General features: G+C 64.1%; 9 protein-coding genes and 1 pseudogene. 4 read left to right on the top strand and 6 right to left on the bottom strand.

Annotated features, from left to right (window positions below; translation table 11 throughout):
• Nucleotides 1–61: 61 nt before the first annotated feature.
• The 6 genes and pseudogenes from guaD to R3355_RS14280 form a co-directional block, all read right to left on the bottom strand.
• Entirely contained in the window at nt 62–1363 is a 1302-nt protein-coding gene (guaD, locus tag R3355_RS14255; protein ID WP_318961776.1) for a guanine deaminase, read from the bottom strand.
• Between the two features lie 89 nt (nt 1364–1452).
• A complete protein-coding gene (gene xdhC / locus R3355_RS14260) occupies nt 1453–2289 on the bottom strand; it encodes a xanthine dehydrogenase accessory protein XdhC (protein WP_318961777.1) in 837 nt (278 codons plus the stop codon).
• 261 nt (nt 2290–2550) lie between these two features.
• Nucleotides 2551–4947, bottom strand: coding sequence for a xanthine dehydrogenase molybdopterin binding subunit (gene xdhB, locus R3355_RS14265; protein WP_318961779.1), 2397 nt, complete (start codon nt 4945–4947; stop codon nt 2551–2553).
• The gene (gene xdhA / locus R3355_RS14270; RefSeq protein WP_318961780.1) at nt 4940–6379 is read right to left on the bottom strand and encodes a xanthine dehydrogenase small subunit; all 1440 of its coding nucleotides are present in this window, start codon (nt 6377–6379) and stop codon (nt 4940–4942) included. The genes xdhB and xdhA overlap by 8 nt, the downstream gene beginning before the upstream one ends.
• Before the next feature lie 508 nt (nt 6380–6887).
• Nucleotides 6888–9068: a molybdopterin oxidoreductase family protein gene (locus R3355_RS14275; RefSeq protein ID WP_318961900.1), complete on the bottom strand. Its 2181-nt coding sequence runs from the start codon at nt 9066–9068 to the stop codon at nt 6888–6890.
• A gap of 816 nt (nt 9069–9884) precedes the next feature.
• Nucleotides 9885–10979, bottom strand: a pseudogene (locus R3355_RS14280) (FAD-dependent oxidoreductase); the annotation flags it as partial.
• Between the two features lie 23 nt (nt 10980–11002).
• On the opposite strand from R3355_RS14280, the gene R3355_RS14285 reads away from it, so the two are divergent.
• The 4 genes from R3355_RS14285 (at nt 11003) to zipA (ending at nt 17421) form a co-directional block, all read left to right on the top strand.
• On the top strand, nt 11003–12016 hold the full coding sequence (locus R3355_RS14285; protein ID WP_318961782.1) for an AraC family transcriptional regulator: 1014 nt from the start codon (nt 11003–11005) through the stop codon (nt 12014–12016).
• A gap of 133 nt (nt 12017–12149) precedes the next feature.
• A complete protein-coding gene (locus tag R3355_RS14290) occupies nt 12150–12815 on the top strand; it encodes a GntR family transcriptional regulator (protein WP_318961784.1) in 666 nt (221 codons plus the stop codon).
• Between the two features lie 6 nt (nt 12816–12821).
• Nucleotides 12822–16310: a chromosome segregation protein SMC gene (gene smc / locus R3355_RS14295; RefSeq protein WP_318961785.1), complete on the top strand. Its 3489-nt coding sequence runs from the start codon at nt 12822–12824 to the stop codon at nt 16308–16310.
• A 283-nt stretch (nt 16311–16593) separates the two neighbouring features.
• Nucleotides 16594–17421: a cell division protein ZipA gene (gene zipA / locus R3355_RS14300; RefSeq protein WP_318951314.1), complete on the top strand. Its 828-nt coding sequence runs from the start codon at nt 16594–16596 to the stop codon at nt 17419–17421.
• Nucleotides 17422–17573: the final 152 nt, after the last annotated feature.

Genomic DNA, 17573 nt, shown 5'->3' on the forward strand with positions numbered 1-17573 from the left:
CATGGCCCGCTCCTACGGTAAATCAAAGGCCCCACGGCATAAGCGGTGGGGCCTTTGCATTTCAGCGGCGATGCACCGACTGGCCGGCGGCGAAGGTTTCCTTGATCGCGCGGTCGTCGCCGAGCATGGTCAGGGCAAAGAGCTTCTCGGCCAGGCTCTTGGCCTGCTGCATGCGATAGTCGATCAACGGTGTGGCCTTGTAGTCGAGCACGACGAAATCCGCATCCTTGCCACTGGCGAAATTGCCGAGCTTGTCGTCCAGGTAGAGCGCCTCGGCACCGCCCAATGTGGCCAGGTACAGCGACTTGAACGGGTCGAGCTTCTTGCCCTGCAGCTGCATGATTTTGTACGCCTCGTTTAACGACTGCAGCTGGCTGAAGCTGGTGCCGGCGCCCACGTCGGTGCCCAGACCGACACGCACACCGTGCTGTTCCAGCTTGTTCAGGCCGAACAGGCCGCTGCCGAGGAACAGGTTGGAGGTCGGGCAGAAGGCCACCGCCGAGCCGGTTTCGGCCAGGCGCCGGCATTCGTCGTCGCACAGGTGCACGCCATGGGCGAAGACCGCGCGCGGACCGATCAGCTTGAAGTGATCGTAGACATCCAGGTAGCCCTTGCGCTCGGGGAACAGTTCCTTGACCCATTCGATCTCCTGGCGGTTCTCCGACAGGTGGGTGTGCATATACAGATCCGGGTACTCGCCGAGCAGCTTGCCGGCCAGGCTCAGTTGTTCCGGTGTGCTGGTCGGGGCGAAACGCGGGGTGACGGCGTAATGCAGGCGGCCCTTGCCGTGCCAGCGCTCGATCAGCTCCTTGCTCTCGGCGTAGCCGGATTCCGCGGTGTCTGTCAGGTAGTCCGGGGCGTTGCGGTCCATCAGCACCTTGCCGGCGATCATCCGCAGGTTCAGTGCCTCGGCGGCCTCGAAGAAGGCATCCACCGATTGTTTGTGCACGCTGCCGAACACCAGGGCGGTGGTCGTGCCGTTGCGCAGCAACTCCTTGAGGAAGATGCCGGCCACATCCGCCGCGTGGGCCTTGTCTTCGAACTGGCGCTCGGTGGGGAAGGTGTAGGTGTTCAGCCAGTCCAGCAACTGCTCGCCGTAGGAGGCGATCATCCCGGTTTGCGGGTAATGGATATGAGTGTCGATAAAACCGGGGGTGATCAGCGCATCGCGGTATTCGCTGATCTCGACACCCTTGAGCGTGGGCAACAAGTCGGCGGCATGGCCGACACGGGCGATCTGGCCATCTTCGACGACCAGCACGCCATCCTCGAAATATTCATAGGATTGCTCGACACCAACCACAGCGGGGTCGGCGAGGCTGTGCAGGATGGCGGCGCGGTAGGCTTTGACGGTGTTGGTCATCGGTTACATCTCGTTAATACGTAGGGTGCGCCGTGCGCACCGGATTCTATGGGGTATTGGTGCGCGCAGCCTAGGCGGCCCCGCACACCCTACGGAGTGGCACGGCGCGAATTGGGCAGCAGCTTGGCGACGCTGCTTTCGCCTTTTTTCACGTCCTGGCCAAAGGCGGCGTTGTAGGTGGCGATCACCTCGCCGGCGATGGATACGGCTATTTCGATCGGCAGTTTGCCTTTCACTTCGGACAAACCCAGGGGGCAGCGCATCCGTTGCATCACGTCGGGAGTAAAGCCGCGATCGCGCAGGCGGTGTTCGAATTTGGCGCGTTTGCTCTTCGAGCCGATCAGCCCGTAGTAGGCGAAATCGTTACGCCTGAGGATCGCCGCGGTCAGTTCCAGGTCGAGCTGGTGGTTGTGGGTCATGACGATGTAGTAGCTGCCGGCCGGCATGCGCTCGACCTCATCGACCACGTCGTCCTCGACCACCTTGTCCACCCCGGCGGGGATCTGCTCGGGAAACTCGTTTTCCCGCGAGTCGATCCAGCGCACCTTGCACGGCAGACTGGCGAGCAGCGGCACCAGGGCGCGGCCGACATGGCCGGCGCCGAACACGGCGATCTGCGCCTGGGGCTGGCCCATGGCTTCGAACAGCAGCACGGTGGCGCCGCCGCAACACTGGCCGAGGCTGGCGCCGAGGTTGAAGCGCTCCAGGCGGGTGTCCTGGCTGCGGCTTTCGAGCATCTCGCGGGCCAGCTCCATCGCCTTGTATTCCAGGTGACCGCCGCCGATGGTCTCGAAGATGCGATCCATGGTGACCACCATCTTCGAGCCGGCGTTGCGCGGGGTCGAGCCGCGCTCTTCGATAATGGTCACCAGCACGCAAGGCTGGCCTTGCTGCTGCAAGTCGGCGAGGGCGCTGATCCAGCTCATTTGCTCAGCCTCCAGGTGGGTGGCAATTGTCCCGGGCGCGGCAGGCGCCAGTTGCTCGGCGACGGGTCCAGTATCGGAACCGGTGCCGGACGAATCGGTTGGTTATTCGGTTCGGTGTGTTTTGTCATTGTTTTACACCTGCTTTGTTCTTCATTCGCGACCCTGGTGGAAAAGGCTTCGCGGTTTTCCACCCTACGGAGCGGCCCGTAGGGTGGATCGGGGCGCGTAGCTGTCGGCAGCATATCCACCCGGGGGGTGGCGTTACGCCGGTTCGACCTCTGCAGCCGCGGCCTTGGCCGGCTGCTGCAGTTTCTTCATCTGCTCCACGCCCCAGAGCACGCGCTCGGGGGTGGCCGGGGCGTCGATATTCGGCTGCACCTTGTAGTCGGCGAGGCTGGCTACCGCATCCTTGATCGCGCACCACACGGCGATGCCGAGCATAAAGGGCGGCTCGCCCACGGCCTTGGAGTGGAACACGGTGTCTTCCGGGTTCTTGCGGTTTTCCACCAGCTTGACCCGCAGGTCCAGCGGCATATCGGCGATGGCCGGGATCTTGTAGCTGGCCGGGCCGTTGGTCATCAACTTGCCTTTGCCGTTCCACACCAGCTCTTCCATGGTCAGCCAGCCCATGCCCTGAACGAAGGCACCTTCAACCTGGCCGATATCGATGGCCGGGTTCAGCGAGGCGCCGACGTCGTGGAGGATGTCGGTGCGCAGCATCTTGTACTCGCCGGTCAGGGTGTCGACTATCACCTCGGCGCAGGCCGCACCGTAGGCAAAGTAGTAGAACGGCCGACCGGCGGCCTTGTCGCGGTCGTAGTAGATTTTCGGCGTGCGGTAGAAGCCGGTGGAAGACAGCGAAACCTGGGCGAAGTAGGCCTTCTGGATCACTTCCTCGAAGCTCAGGAACAGATCGCGCACACGCACTTGGCCGTTGCGGAACTCGACGTCTTCCGGGGTGACCTTGTATTCGCGCACAAGGAAGTCGACCAGGCGCTGCTTGAGGGTTTCGGCAGCGTTCTGCGCGGCCTTGCCGTTCAGGTCGGCACCCGAGGAGGCGGCGGTCGGCGAGGTGTTCGGCACCTTGTCGGTGTTGGTCGCGGTGATCTGGATGCGCGAGATATCCACCTGCAGCACCTCGGCGACGATCTGCGCGACCTTGGTATTCAGACCCTGGCCCATCTCGGTGCCGCCGTGGTTCAGGTGGATCGAACCGTCGGTGTAGATATGGATCAGCGCGCCGGCCTGGTTGAGGAAGGTGGCGGTGAAGCTGATGCCGAACTTCACCGGGGTCAGTGCCAGGCCTTTCTTCAATACCGGGCTCTTGGCATTGAATGCGCGGATCTCTTCGCGGCGCTTGGCGTACTCGCTGCTTTCTTCCAGCTCGGCGGTCATCTCGTGGATGACGTTGTGCTCGACGGTCTGGTGGTAGTGGGTGACGTTGCGCTCATCCTTGCCGTAGTAGTTGAGCTTGCGCACCTCGAGTGGGTCCTTGCCCAGGCTGCGCGCCACCGCATCCATGATCTCCTCGATGGCGACCATTCCCTGCGGGCCGCCGAAGCCGCGGTAGGCGGTGTTCGAGGCGGTGTTGGTCTTGCAGCGATGACCGTTGATGGTGGCGTTGCCGAGGAAGTAGGCGTTGTCGGCGTGGAACATCGCGCGGTCGACGATGGAGCCGGACAGGTCCGGCGAGTAGCCGCAGTTACCGGCCAGCTCGATCTGGATGCCGTGCAGCAGGCCATCGTCGTCGAAGCCGACGTCGTATTCGACATAGAAGGGGTGGCGTTTGCCGGTGATGCTCATGTCTTCCATGCGCGGCAGGCGCATCTTGGTCGGCCGGCCGGTAAGGTGGGCGATCACCGCACAGAGGCAGGCCGGGCCTGCGGCCTGGGTTTCCTTGCCGCCGAAACCGCCGCCCATGCGGCGCATGTCGATAACAATCTTGTGCATCGGTACGCCGAGCACTTCGGCGACCAGTTTCTGCACTTCGGTGGCGTTCTGCGTCGAGGTGTAGACGATCATGCCGCCATCTTCGCTCGGCATCACCGAGGATATCTGGGTTTCCAGGTAGAAGTGTTCCTGGCCGCCGATATGCAGGCTGCCTTGCAGGCGTTGCGGCGCGGTGGCCAATTCGGCGGCGGAATCGCCGATCTTGTGCTGATGGCTGTCGAGCACGAAGTGCTTCTTGCGCAGTGCGTCGACCACGTCCAGCACCGGCTCCAGGTCTTCATATTCGATGATCGCCGCCATGGCCGCCTTGCGCGCGGTTTCCAGGCTATCGGCGCCGACCGCTATCACCACCTGGCCGACGTATTCGACCTTGCCGTCGGCCAGCAGCGGATCGCCGGCAACCACCGGGCCGATATCCAGTTGGCCGGGTACATCCTTGCTGGTGATGGCGATGGCCACACCAGGGATCGCATAGCAGGGCGAGGTGTCGATGCTGACAATGCGTGCATGGGCGCGGTCGCTCATGCGGGCATAGACGTGCAGCTGATTGGGGAACTCCAGGCGGTCGTCGACATACACGGCTTCGCCGGACACATGCTTGTCCGCGCTCTCGTGCTTGACGCTGCGGCCGACGCCAGTGGTGATGTCGGCGCGGAACAGTGCAGCCAGTTCGGCTTGGGTTTTGCTGGTTTTGTGATGACTAGACATAGGCGGTCACCCGGGTTTCGACGTCGGGAGCTTGCAGCTCGAGGAAGAATTTACGCAGCAGGTTCTGTGCGATGAGCAGGCGGTATTCCTTGCTGGCGCGGAAATCGCTGAGCGGGGTGAAGTCCTCGGCCAGGGCGCTGCAGGCGCGCTCGATTGCGGCGTTGTTCCAGGCGGTGCCCCGCAGCGCGGCTTCGCAGGCGGCGGCGCGTTTCGGGATAGCGGCCATGCCGCCGAAGGCGATGCGCGCGTCCTGCACCACGCCGTCTTCGATACGCAGGTTAAAGGCGGCGCAGACCGCGGAAATATCGTCGTCCAGGCGCTTGGAGACCTTGTAGGCGCGGAATGCCTGATTGTGCTGGGCGCGCGGTACCAGGATCTTCTCGATAAATTCGGCTTCCTGGCGGGCGGTCACCTTGTAGTCAAGGAAATAGTCCTCGATCGGCAGGTTGCGGGTGTCGTTGCCTTTGCGCAGCACGATCTGCGCACCGAGGGCGATCAGCAACGGCGGGGCATCGCCGATTGGCGAGGCGTTGCCGATATTGCCGCCCAGGGTGCCCTGGTTGCGGATCTGCAAGGAGGCGAAGCGGTGCAGCAACTCGCCGAAGTCCGGGTATTCCGCCGCCAGTGCGGCATAGCTGTCGGACAGCGAAGTGGCGGCGCCGATCTCGATGTTGTCGGCGACTACTTCCACGCGCTTCATCGATTCGATATGGCCAACATAGATCATCACCGGCAGCACGCGGTGGAACTGAGTAACCTCCAGGGCCAGGTCGGTGCCGCCGGCGAGCAGGCGAGCATCGGGGTTGGCGGCGTAGAGGTCGGCCAGATCGGCGACGGTCAGCGGCAGCAGGCAGCGTTTGTCGCCGCTGTTGAGCTCGGCGGTGTCACTTGGGGCGATGCTTTTCAGCTGGGCCACGGTTTGCGCTTCGGCGGCGTCGAACTGATCCGGCTGCTGCTGGCAGCAGGCCTGCTCGGCGGCATCGATAATCGGTCGGTAGCCGGTGCAGCGACAGAGGTTGCCGGCCAGGGCTTCCATGGTGTCGGCCTTGTCGAAACCATCTGAGTTTTTCTGCAACGCGAACAGCGACATGACGAAGCCGGGCGTGCAGAAGCCGCATTGCGAGCCATGGCAGTCGACCATGGCCTGCTGCGTGCTGTGCAGTTGGCCCTGGTGCTTGAGGTCTTCGACGCTGATCAGTTGCTTGCCGTGCAGGGAAGAGACGAAGGTCAGGCAGGAATTGAGCGTGCGATAACGCACGCGCTCACCGTCCAGTTCACCGACCACCACGGTGCAGGCACCGCAATCGCCCGAGGCGCAGCCTTCCTTGGTGCCGGTTTTGCCGACATGCTCGCGCAAGTACTGGAGCACGGTGACGTTGGGGTCCAGGGCATGCTCGGTACGCAGCTCCCGGTTGAGTAAAAACTGGATCAAGGACGACCTCCAGGCACTTTGTTGTTGTCGTATCAGACCTGCTAGAACGCCGGCGCAACAGCGTGCGGCGTTTTGACACGGCTTGGCATGGGCTAAATCTAGAGATTTCTGACTTTTCGGTCAACAAATATTTGACCTGGCAGTCAGGTGGTTGTCATGCGATTCGGTTATGAGCGCAAAAAAAGCCCGGGGTTGCTTAACGCTAGCCGGTTTTGTGCCAGGTACGGCTTGAGTTGGGGAAAAGAAGGGAGGCGGTGACGAGCAATCCTAAAGACTTTTGCCGTGGAGTAATGGAGGGGGTGGTTTGGAAGAGGGGCTGTTGGCATGTCGGGGCGGATCAGGCCGGCAAGGCTCGTTGTTGAGCGCTTGCCGCTAAAGCGCCTTCCACAGGTATCGGCTGGCGCTATCGAACCAATGTCTTGGCTGCCGGACTGTGGGTGGGTTTTAGCCGCGACTGCAGGCTAGCACCGGTCGCGGCCGAGGTCGCTCCTCGCGGGGCAAGCCTGGTTTATGCCCCCTCGTAGCGTTGCAGCGTCACCGGCACCCCGTTCAGCACCGCATTGCCCGACAAGGTGTCGACCAGGTGCTCGTCGGTGATGTCGTTGATGCTGACGCCCGGGTGGGCCTGGGCGATGCCGATGCGCATGCCGGGGCGGTGATGGCCCCAGCCGTGGGGCAGGCTGACCACGCCGGGTTTGATGTCCTCGGTGATCTTCACCGTCACCAGCAGTTCGCCCTTGGCCGAGACCAGGCGCGCCTGGTCGCGGTTGCCCAGGCCGTGGGCGGTGGCATCCTGCGGGTGGAGGAACAGCGCGCAGCGGTCCTTGCCCTTCACCAGCCGGTAGCTGTTGTGCATCCAGGAGTTGTTGGTGCGCAGGTCACGCCGGCCGATCAGCAGCAGGCCGGGCTTGGCGGCCTGCTCGCCGAAGCGTTGGCACAGCCGGTCCAGGTCGGCCACCAGGATGGCCGGCGCCAGGTCGATTTTCTTGTCCTTGGTGAACAGGCGGCCCGGCAGCGACGGCTTAAGCGGCCCCAGGTCCATGCCGTGGGGGTGCTTCTTCAGTTCCGCCAGGGACAAGCCTTTGCGGGCGAAGGGATTGAGCCTGGACAGCAGGCCGCCGCCATTGCCGTAAGCGCCGCTGCGCAGGCCTTGGTCGAGGATGCGCTGGGGCGTGAAGTATTCGCCCAGGCGCGCGTTGGCCAGGTACTTGAGGCGCTGCCGTAACGGTTTGCCTGCGATCTTGCGGCGTTCGATGCGCTTGCTCAGCTCGCCGAAGATATCCCCGTCGGAACGCGTGCCGGGCGGATGGGCGAACAGCGGGTCGGCGTATTTGGCCACGTCGTGCACCGAGAACGAGTTGAAAATCAGGTCGTACTGTTCATGTTCGAACGGCCCGGTCGGCGGCAGGATGATGTGGGCATGGCGGGTGGTCTCGTTGAGGTAGAAATCCACCGAGACCATAAAATCCAGCTGCTCCAGGGCCTGTTCCAGTTGCCGGCCGTTGGGCGAGGACAGCACCGGATTGCCGGCAATGCTGACGAAGGCGCGCACCTGGCCCTTTCCGGGCTGGAGCATTTCCTCGGCCATGGCCACGGCAGGCAGTTCGCGGTTAAATTCGGGCAAGCCGCGCACCCTGCTGCGATAGCGGTCGAAGCCGCCGCGCCCGGTGGTTTTCAGCATGTCCACCGCCGGGGTGCTGAACATCATGCCGCCGGCGCTATCGAGGTTGCCGGTGAGGATGTTCAACAGGTTGATCAGCCAGTGGTTGAGGGCGCCGAACTCCTGGGTGGCGACGCCCATACGGCCGTAGCACACCGCTTTGTCGGCGCTGGCGAATTCGACGGCGATGCGCTCGATGTCGGCCGCGGCGATGCCGGTCTGTTCGGCGATGCGGGTCAGCGGAACCCGCTCGAGCAGGGCGCTCAATGCCTCCCAGCCCTTGCTCAGTTCCAGTAGCCGGCCCGGCTTGCTCAGGCGGCGCTCAATGATTACCTGCAGCAGGCCGAGCAGGAACAGTGCGTCGGTGCCGGGCTGGATGAATTGATGCTCGCTGACGTACAGCGCGGTTTCCGTGCGCCGCGGGTCGATCAGCACGATCTTGCCGCCGCGGCCGGTGATGGCCTGCAGGCGGCCGAGCACGTCGCCGGCAGACATCAGGCTGCCGTTGGAGGCCGCCGGGTTGGCACCGAGCATCAGCATGTAGTCGGTGCGGTCGATGTCGGGGATGGTGAACAGCTGGCTGTGCCCGAACATCAGGTAGGACACCAACTGGTGTGGCATCTGGTCGAGACTGGAGGCAGAGAACAGGTTGCGTGTGCGCAGCGCCTGGCGGAAGCGCCCCATGGTCAGCAGGATGCCCAGGTTGTGGGCGATGGGATTGCCCCAGTAGCCCGCCACCGCATCGTTGCCGTGGCTCGATTGGATATCCGTCAGGCGGTTGGCGACTTCCTCCAGGGCGTCGTCCCAGGAGATCGGCAGCCACTGCTCGCCGACGCGCCTGAGTGGCGTCTTCAGGCGTTCCGGATCGTTGTGCAGGTCCTGCATGGCGTAGCCCTTGGGGCAGATATGGCCGTGGCTGTGCGGGTCGTCCGGGTCGCCGGCGATGGAGAGAATCTTGTCGCCCTGGTACTCGATCTTGATGCCGCACATGGCCTCGCACAGGGTGCAGGTGCGCAAGTGGGTCTTGATCTCGGCGCTGGCGATGCTCGCGCCTTGCTCGTTGGCGGCGTTCTTTGCAGCGCTCTCTATAGAGGAAGTCGTGGCCGGCTGTGCCTGGTCGGCCTGCTGCCGTCGATCGCGGATGATTTCCAGCATATGCGCGACGTCCACCACCTTGCGCCGCGGGCGACCCTGGGGCTCGCCCTGTTCGCATTCATGCGCGTCGAGCAGGGTCCAGTCGTCGAACGAGACGAACTCGATGCCGCGTGCCTCGAGCAGGGCCAGCACGTCCGGCGTCTGTCCCGGCGCCAGCGGTGCGGGCGCCTCGGCCAGATCCGCCACCAGGCGGCCGACGGAATCCACCGCGCACTGCTTGTTGCTGCCGATCACCCCGCTGGCGCCACGCTTGATCCAGCCCGCCGCATATTCCTTGGCGGACACCTCGCCCTGGCCGGCGAGGACCCGGCCGTTGTCGTTGGCGATCACCCCGCGGCGCTCGTCGAAGGCGACCCCGGCAATGGCTACGCCCTGGTAACCGGTGGCATTCAGCACCAGGCTGGCGTCGAAGCGAAATTGCCGGTCGCTGGCCTGGGCACTGACCGAGCCGCGGCCGTTGTCCTGCAGGCTGTTGTGCACGCCCTGCATGGCGACGACGCGGTTGTCGGCGCCGGCGAAGCCGCTGGGCGAGGCCTTGAAGACGAAGCGGATAGCCCTGTCGCCGAGGCGTGGCCGAGCCTGGGCTTCTTGCAGCAGGCTGAGGTTATGCCGGGCTTCGGTGTTCAGCGGCTCGGCCAGCTCGGCGGCGCTGGCGGCGTCCAGCTGCAGGTCGTCGGCCTCCACCAGGATATCCACGCCTTGGGTGTCGAGCAGTTGGCGCAGCTCCTTGGGGGTGAAGGCCGCCTGCACCGGTCCGCGCCGGGCGACCAGGCAGACCTCGCGGATCTTGCTCTGGCGCAGGGCCTCCAGGGCGTAGTCGGCGATGTCGGTACGTTCCAGTTCCGCCACCGGCATGGCGAGGATGCGCGCGATATCCAGCGCCACGTTGCCCATGCCGATCACCACCGCGGTGTCGCCGGACAGGTCGACCTGCAGGTCGCGGCAGTCCGGGTGGCCGTTGTACCAGCCGACGAAGGCCGAGGCGCCCAGGATATTGCCCAGCTCGGCGCCGGGCAGGGCCAGCGGGCGGCTGGCCGAGCCGCCGGTGGCGTAGAGCACCGCGTCGTAATGCGCGAGCAGTTCGTCGCGGCTCAGGTCGCGGCCCAGCTCGACGTTGCCGAAGAAGCGCACCTTGGGCGAGCGGGCGATCTTGTCGAAGCTGGCGGCTACCGATTTGATCTTCGGATGATCCGGGGCGACCCCGTAGCGCACCAGGCCGAAGGGCGTGGGCAGACGCTCGAAGATGTCCACGGTCGCTTCCGGCAGCTGCCGGCGCATTTCGTCGGCGGCATAAAAGCCCGAGGGGCCGGCACCGATCACCGCCAGGCGGCGGGCCGGGCCGACCGCACGCGACGCCTTGGCCGTCTTGCCGGCCTGGCTGTCGTCGACATCCAGGCTCTCGGTGATCGGCGGGTACTCCTTGGCCATGCGGGCGTTGAGTTCGATGTAGTCCTGCATCGGCTCCGGCACGGCGGAATCCGGGTAGATGGCGCGCACCGGGCATTCGGTCAGGCAGGCGTTGCAGTCGATGCACACCAGCGGATCGATATAGAGCATCTGCGGGCCTTCGCGGAATGCGTCCACCGGGCACACGTCCACGCACTTGGTGAACCTGTCGCCCAAACAGCTTGCGGTTACGACGTATGCCATTTTTTTACTCTCCTGCCCATGACCCGTTGGCCGCTCCCGGGAATCCCCGGCTTGCAGCATTGACTGCTGGCAATCTAGGGCCTGCGGGTCCCGGCGTCTTGACAGCAGGGCGTCCTGTTTGACATTTTGTGCCATGCCCCTGGCAATCCGGAACCCGCATGTCGAAGGATGTCTATATCTCCTGCGCCCTGGCCGAAACCCTGCGCGACTACATCGACAAGAACCAGCTGGCCGCGCCCGATGTGCTCGAGGCCCTTGCGCCTTACTCCAGCAGTCAGCGCATGCCGATCCTGCTGTACTGGGGCGCGCTGGAGCGGCTGCAGGCCCTGCACCCGGTACCGGCGCTGGGCCTGCGTATCGGTCGCTGCGCCAAGCCGCAGCATTTTGGCGTGGTCGGCTACCTGGCCGCGTCCTGCAGCGGCCTGGGCCAGGCGCTGATGCGCTACCGGCGGTTCCAGACCCTGCTGGTGAGCAATCTCGATATCCAGGTGAGTCGGCAGGGCGAGCTGATCCGCTACAGCTGGGGGGAAGGCGAGCATCACACCACGCCGCTGGCCAGCGAGTTCGGGGTGGCGGCGTTCGTCAACCTGTACCAGGCGCTGATCGGCCAGGCCATTGCGCCAAGCGCCATCGAGATTCCCTACGCGCGGCCAGCCGAGGCCGCCATCTATGAAGCGCTGATGGGCTGTCCGGTGCGTTTCGAGGCGCCCTGTCATGCCCTGGAAATGCCCGCCAGCCTGCTGGCCATGCGGATCACCAGCAGCGACCCCTATATGCGCGGGCTGTTCGACCAGCAAGCCCAGGCCATGCTGGCGCAACAGCCCAGGCCCGACCGCTTCATCGAGCAATTGCAACAGCAGATGATGGTCGCGCTGCAGGAAGGGGAGCCCTCGGCGGCTGTCCTGGCCAGCAGCATGAACTGTTCCCTGCGCTCCTTTTATCGGCAGTTGGCGCTGCATGGCTTGCGTTACCGCACCCTGCTCGGCGATGTGCGCTTCAAACTGGCGCGCATGTACCTCGCCGATCCTCGTCTGTCGCTGGCGGAGATTGCCCTGTTGCTGGGCTATTCCGAACAGAGCGCCTTTACCCGCGCCTTCCGCGCCTGGAGCGGCAGCACCCCGCAGGGCTACCGTCGCCACTTGCAACCAGTGTCCTCTGCTGCCTCGCCCTGACCCGGTCGGCTGCCCCTTGGCCCGCCAAGGCCCTGTGTTACACTCGCCGCTGATTTTTTGCCCCGCGCCAGCTCTGGCGGGGGCCGCAGCCAAGCCCGCACGCCCGATAGATCAGTAGAGTCGAAGGATAATCATGACGTTGACGGCGCCGGACAGCCTCTCGGAACAGATCGCTCATCACCTCGCGGAACGGATCATTCGTGGTGAATTGAAAGCGCGTGAGCGCATTCAGGAGCAGAAAGTTACCCAGTCGCTCAGCGTCAGCCGTGGTTCGGTGCGCGAGGCGCTGCTGATCCTCGAGCGGCGCCACCTGATCGTGATCCTGCCGCGCCGCGGTGCTCAGGTGACCGAACTGACCCCGCACAACGTCAAGAGCCTCTACGCTCTGGTCATCGAGCTGTACATTCTGCTGGCGCGGGCGGTGGCCGATGGTTGGCGGGTCGAGGCCGATCTGGCACCGTTTCGGGTCATCCAGCAGCGTCTGCTCGGCAGTCTGCAGCGCGAAGACATCAATGCGTTCGTCGAGGACAGTTTCAACATCATGCGTGCGGCCTATCCGTTCTCGAACAACCCCTATCTGCATGAAACCGTCGAGAACCTGTTGCCGGCGATCAGCCGTACCTATCATCTGGCGCTGGAGCGGCGCAAAAGCGAAATGGGGCAATTCCTCAACGCCTTTGGCGAGTTGCTCCAGGCGATCATCGGCCGAGATCACTCGCGCGCCCGTGAAGTGCTGCTGGCCTATGGCGAGCACAACTGCCAACTGGTCCTGGCCAGCCTGGACGAGCGCCAAGGATGACTGCGTATGCGGCTTAAGTGCATCAAGCTGGCCGGCTTCAAGTCCTTCGTCGACCCGACCACGGTGAACTTTCCGAGCAACATGGCGGCGGTGGTCGGGCCTAACGGTTGCGGCAAGTCCAACATCATCGACGCCGTACGCTGGGTAATGGGCGAGAGTTCGGCGAAGAACCTCCGCGGCGAGTCGATGACCGACGTCATCTTCAACGGCTCCAATACGCGCAAGCCGGTGACCCAGGCCTCCATCGAACTGATCTTCGACAACTCCGACGGCACCCTGACCGGCGAATACGCCGGCTACAACGAAATCTCGATCCGCCGCCGGGTAACCCGCGACAGCCAGAACACCTATTTCCTCAACGGCACCAAGTGCCGCCGGCGCGACATCACCGATATCTTCCTCGGCACCGGCCTGGGCCCGCGCAGCTACTCGATCATCGAGCAGGGCATGATCAGCAAGTTGATCGAGGCCAAACCCGAGGACCTGCGCAATTTCATCGAGGAAGCCGCCGGCATCTCCAAGTACAAGGAGCGCCGCCGCGAGACCGAGAACCGCATCCGCCGCACCCACGAGAACCTGGCGCGCCTGAGCGACCTGCGCGAGGAACTGGAGCGCCAGCTCGAACGCCTGCAGCGCCAGGCCCAGGCCGCGGAAAAATACCAGGAATACAAGGCCGAAGAACGCCAGCTGAAAGCCCAGCTGACGGCCTTGCGCTGGCAGGCGCTGAATGAACAGGTCGGCCAGCGCGAGGCGGTGATCGGTAATCAGGAAGTCGGCTTCGAGGCGCTGGTCGCCGAACAGCGCAATGCCGATGCCAGCATCGAGCGCCTGCGTGACGGCCACCATGAACTGAGCGAGCGCTTCAATCTGGTGCAGGGGCGCTTCTATTCGGTCGGCGGCGATATCGCCCGGGTCGAGCAGAGCATCCAGCACGGCCAGCAGCGTTTGCGTCAATTGCAGGACGACCTGCGCGAGTCGGAGCGCGCGCGCCTGGAAACCGAATCGCACCTGGGCCACGACCGTACCCTGCTGGCCACCTTGGGCGAAGAGCTGGCCATGCTCGAACCCGAGCAGGAACTGACCGCCGCCGCCGCGGAAGAGTCGGCGCTCATCCTGGAACAATGCGAAACCACCATGCACGGCTGGCAGGAGCAATGGGACGGCTTCAACCAGCGCAGTGCCGAGCCGCGCCGCCAGGCCGAGGTGGAGCAATCGCGGATCCAGCAGCTGGAGCAGAGCCTGGAGCGACTGGCCGAGCGCCAGCGCCGTCTCGGCGACGAATTACAGCAACTGGCCGCCGATCCGGAAGATGCCGCCATCCTCGAACTGGGCGAGCAGATCGCCGCCAGCGAACTGGGCCTGGAAGACCTGCAGCTCGCCGAAGAACAGCAAGCCGAGCGCCTGCAGCAACTGCGCAATGACCTGCAGCAAACCGGCCAGTCCCAGCAACAGGCGCAGGGCGAACTGCAACGGCTGAACGGCCGCCTGGCCTCGCTGGAAGCCCTGCAGCAGGCGGCACTCGATCCCGGCAAAGGTGCCGGTGACTGGCTGCGCGAACAGCAGCTCAGCGAGCGTCCGCGCCTGGCCGAAGGGCTGCGGGTCGAGGCCGGCTGGGAGTTGGCGGTGGAAACCGTGCTCGGCGCCGACCTGCAAGCCGTGCTACTGGACGATTTCAATGGCCTGGATTTTGCCAGCCTGGCCCAGGGCGACCTGCGCCTGGCCAGTCTGGATCAGGGTGGCGTGCGGGTCGCCGGCAGTCTGCTGGACAAGGTCGAAGCCGCTGTCGACCTTGCGCCCTGGCTGGCCAAGGTCAAGCCGGTGGCCAGCCTGGACGATGCCTTGGCCGCGCGCACCAGCCTGGGCGAAGGCGAAAGCCTGATCAGCCGCGACGGTTACTGGGTCGGCCGGCATTTTCTCCGCGTGCGCCGCGCCAGCGAGGCGGAAAGTGGTGTGCTGGCGCGTGGCCAGGAGCTGGAACGCCTGGGCCTGGAGTGCGAAGAACGCGAAGCGGCGCTGGCGCTGCTCGATGAGCGCCTGCTGCATTTGCGCGAAGGCCAGAGCCAGCAGGAAGAAGTGCGTGAGCAGCAGCGCCGGCAGTTGCAGGATCGCGCCCGCACCCTGGGCGAGCTGAAGGCCCAGCTGTCGGCCGGGCAAGCCAAGGTCGAGCAGTTGACCCTGCGCCGCCGGCGCCTCGACAGCGAGCTGCTGGAACTGGCCGAACAGCGCGAGCTGGAGCAAGAGCAGTTGGGCGAATCACGCCTGCAGCTGCAGGACGCCCTGGACGCCATGGCCAGCGACAATGAGCAGCGCGAAAGCCTGCTGGCCAGCCGCGATGCCCTGCGTGAAAAACTCGACCGTGTCCGCCAGGAGGCCCGGCAGCACAAGGACCACGCCCACCAGCTGGCCGTGCGCCTGGGCTCGCTCAAGGCCCAGCACGATTCCACCCGACAGGCCCTGGAGCGCCTCGAGTCGCAGGCCGAGCGTCTGCATGAGAAGCGCGAACAGCTCAGCCTCAACCTGGAAGAGGGCGAGGCGCCGCTGGAAGAGCTGCGCCTGAAACTCGAAGAGCTGCTCGACAAGCGCATGGCCGTCGATGACGAACTCAGACTGGCGCGCCTGGCCCTGGAAGACGCCGACCGCGAACTGCGCGATGCGGAGAAGCGCCGCACCCAGGCCGAGCAGCAGTCCCAGCTGTTGCGCGGTCAGCTGGAACAGCAGCGCATGGAGTGGCAGGCGCTGACGGTGCGGCGCAAGGCCCTGCAGGATCAGCTACTGGAAGACAATTACGACCTGCACGGCGTGCTCGCCACGCTGCCGGCCGAGGCCAGCGAGAAAGCCTGGGAAGAAGAACTGGAACGCCTGGCCGCGCGGATCCAGCGGCTCGGCCCGATCAACCTGGCGGCCATCGACGAATACCAGCAGCAATCCGAGCGCAAACGCTACCTGGACGCACAGAACGCCGACCTGGTCGAGGCGCTGGATACCCTGGAAAACGTCATCCGCAAGATCGACAAGGAAACCCGCAATCGCTTCAAGGAGACCTTCGATCAGATCAACGGTGGTTTGCAGGCCTTGTTCCCCAAGGTTTTCGGTGGCGGCAACGCTTATTTGGAACTCACCGGCGAAGATCTACTCGATACTGGGGTAACCATCATGGCGCGCCCGCCGGGCAAGAAGAACAGCACCATCCATCTGCTCTCGGGTGGTGAAAAGGCGCTGACCGCGCTGGCCCTGGTGTTCGCCATATTTCAGCTCAACCCGGCGCCGTTCTGCATGCTCGACGAGGTCGACGCGCCATTGGACGACGCCAACGTCGGGCGTTATGCCCGTTTGGTCAAGGAAATGTCTGAGACGGTGCAGTTCATCTATATCACCCATAACAAGATCGCCATGGAAATGGCCGATCAACTGATGGGCGTGACCATGCATGAACCGGGTTGTTCGCGCCTGGTGGCCGTGGATGTGGAAGAGGCGCTGGCTATGGTGGAGGCCTGAGGCTACTGGTCGTCGCTCGCGCAGCAAACTGGGTCACTCAAGGATCAAGACCGTAGGATGGGTCGGGCCGCGTAGGTTAGGCGCCTGCAAGTAGGCAACATAGCGTTTTTAACGGCCCGTTGGCTGTGTAAAGTTATCTTTTGTCGTGCTAGCTTATCGTCCACTTTTGTTACGCGTGGGAAACGCCCGTCAGAACATGGAGTTGGCACCACGTCTTACAGTTGACGCAGCAGGGGCAGGACGCCTTTTTTCATAATATTTCAATCAGGGGTCAAGGTATTTCATGGAATTCGGTCTGCGCGAATGGCTGATAGTCATCGGCATTATTGTGATCGCTGGCATCTTGTTCGATGGATGGCGACGCATGCGCGGTGGCAAGGGTAAATTGAAGTTCAAACTCGACCACAGTTTTGCCGATCTGCCGGAAGCCGATGGCGATCCCGGCCTGCTCAGCACGCCACGGGTTATCGATCGCCACCAGGAACCGTCGCTGGACGAACACGATCTGCCCTCGATGAGCGCCCGCGAGTTGAGTCGCCGCCGCGGTGGCGAACCACAACAGGGGGACCTCAATCTGGGCCTGGACGAGCCGGTGCCGACGCTGCTCAATCCGGTGGGTCAGGGCACGGCCGAATCGCGCAAGGATAAGGCGCACGACGCCGGCAAAGAGCTGCCACCGGTCGAAGAAGTCCTGGTGATCAATGTGATCGCCCGCGACGACGACGGCTTCAAGGGCCCGGCGTTGCTGCAGAATATTCTGGAAAGTGGTCTGCGTTTCGGCGAGATGGACATCTTCCATCGTCACGAGAGCATGGCCGGTAACGGCGAAGTGCTGTTCTCCATGGCCAATGCGCTCAAGCCGGGGACTTTCGACCTCGACGATATAGAGGGCTTCAACACCCGCGCGGTGAGCTTCTTCCTCGGCCTGCCGGGGCCGCGCCATCCCAAGCAGGCGTTCGACGTGATGGTGGCGGCCGCGCGCAAACTGGCCCACGAACTCAACGGCGAGCTCAAGGACGACCAACGCAGCGTGATGACTGCGCAAACCATCGAGCATTATCGCCAGCGTATCGTCGAATATGAGCGCAAGCAGTTGACCAGCAAGCGCTAAGCCGGCTGCAAACGACAAGCCTCAAACTACAAGCCGTGCGCTTGGTTTGGGGCTTTGCTTTTTCTGCTGGTGATGGTTTCCCCACCGCGAAAACCTGTAGGTGCGCCGCCTCCGGCGCGATGCTTTTGGTTTTTTGCCCCCCGCTGGCCAAC

This window comes from Pseudomonas sp., assembly GCF_033723075.1.
In the GTDB taxonomy this organism is placed as follows: domain Bacteria; phylum Pseudomonadota; class Gammaproteobacteria; order Pseudomonadales; family Pseudomonadaceae; genus Aquipseudomonas.

What these genes read in the sequence shown, in the direction of transcription:
- R3355_RS14285 (WP_318961782.1), top strand. Translation starts at nt 11,003, where the DNA reads ATGTCGAAGGATGTCTATATCTCCTGCGCCCTGGCCGAAACCCTGCGC.
- guaD (WP_318961776.1), bottom strand. Translation starts at nt 1,363, where the DNA reads ATGACCAACACCGTCAAAGCCTACCGCGCCGCCATCCTGCACAGCCTC.
- smc (WP_318961785.1), top strand. Translation starts at nt 12,822, where the DNA reads ATGCGGCTTAAGTGCATCAAGCTGGCCGGCTTCAAGTCCTTCGTCGAC.
- zipA (WP_318951314.1), top strand. Translation starts at nt 16,594, where the DNA reads ATGGAATTCGGTCTGCGCGAATGGCTGATAGTCATCGGCATTATTGTG.
- xdhB (WP_318961779.1), bottom strand. Translation starts at nt 4,947, where the DNA reads ATGTCTAGTCATCACAAAACCAGCAAAACCCAAGCCGAACTGGCTGCA.
- R3355_RS14290 (WP_318961784.1), top strand. Translation starts at nt 12,150, where the DNA reads ATGACGTTGACGGCGCCGGACAGCCTCTCGGAACAGATCGCTCATCAC.
- xdhC (WP_318961777.1), bottom strand. Translation starts at nt 2,289, where the DNA reads ATGAGCTGGATCAGCGCCCTCGCCGACTTGCAGCAGCAAGGCCAGCCT.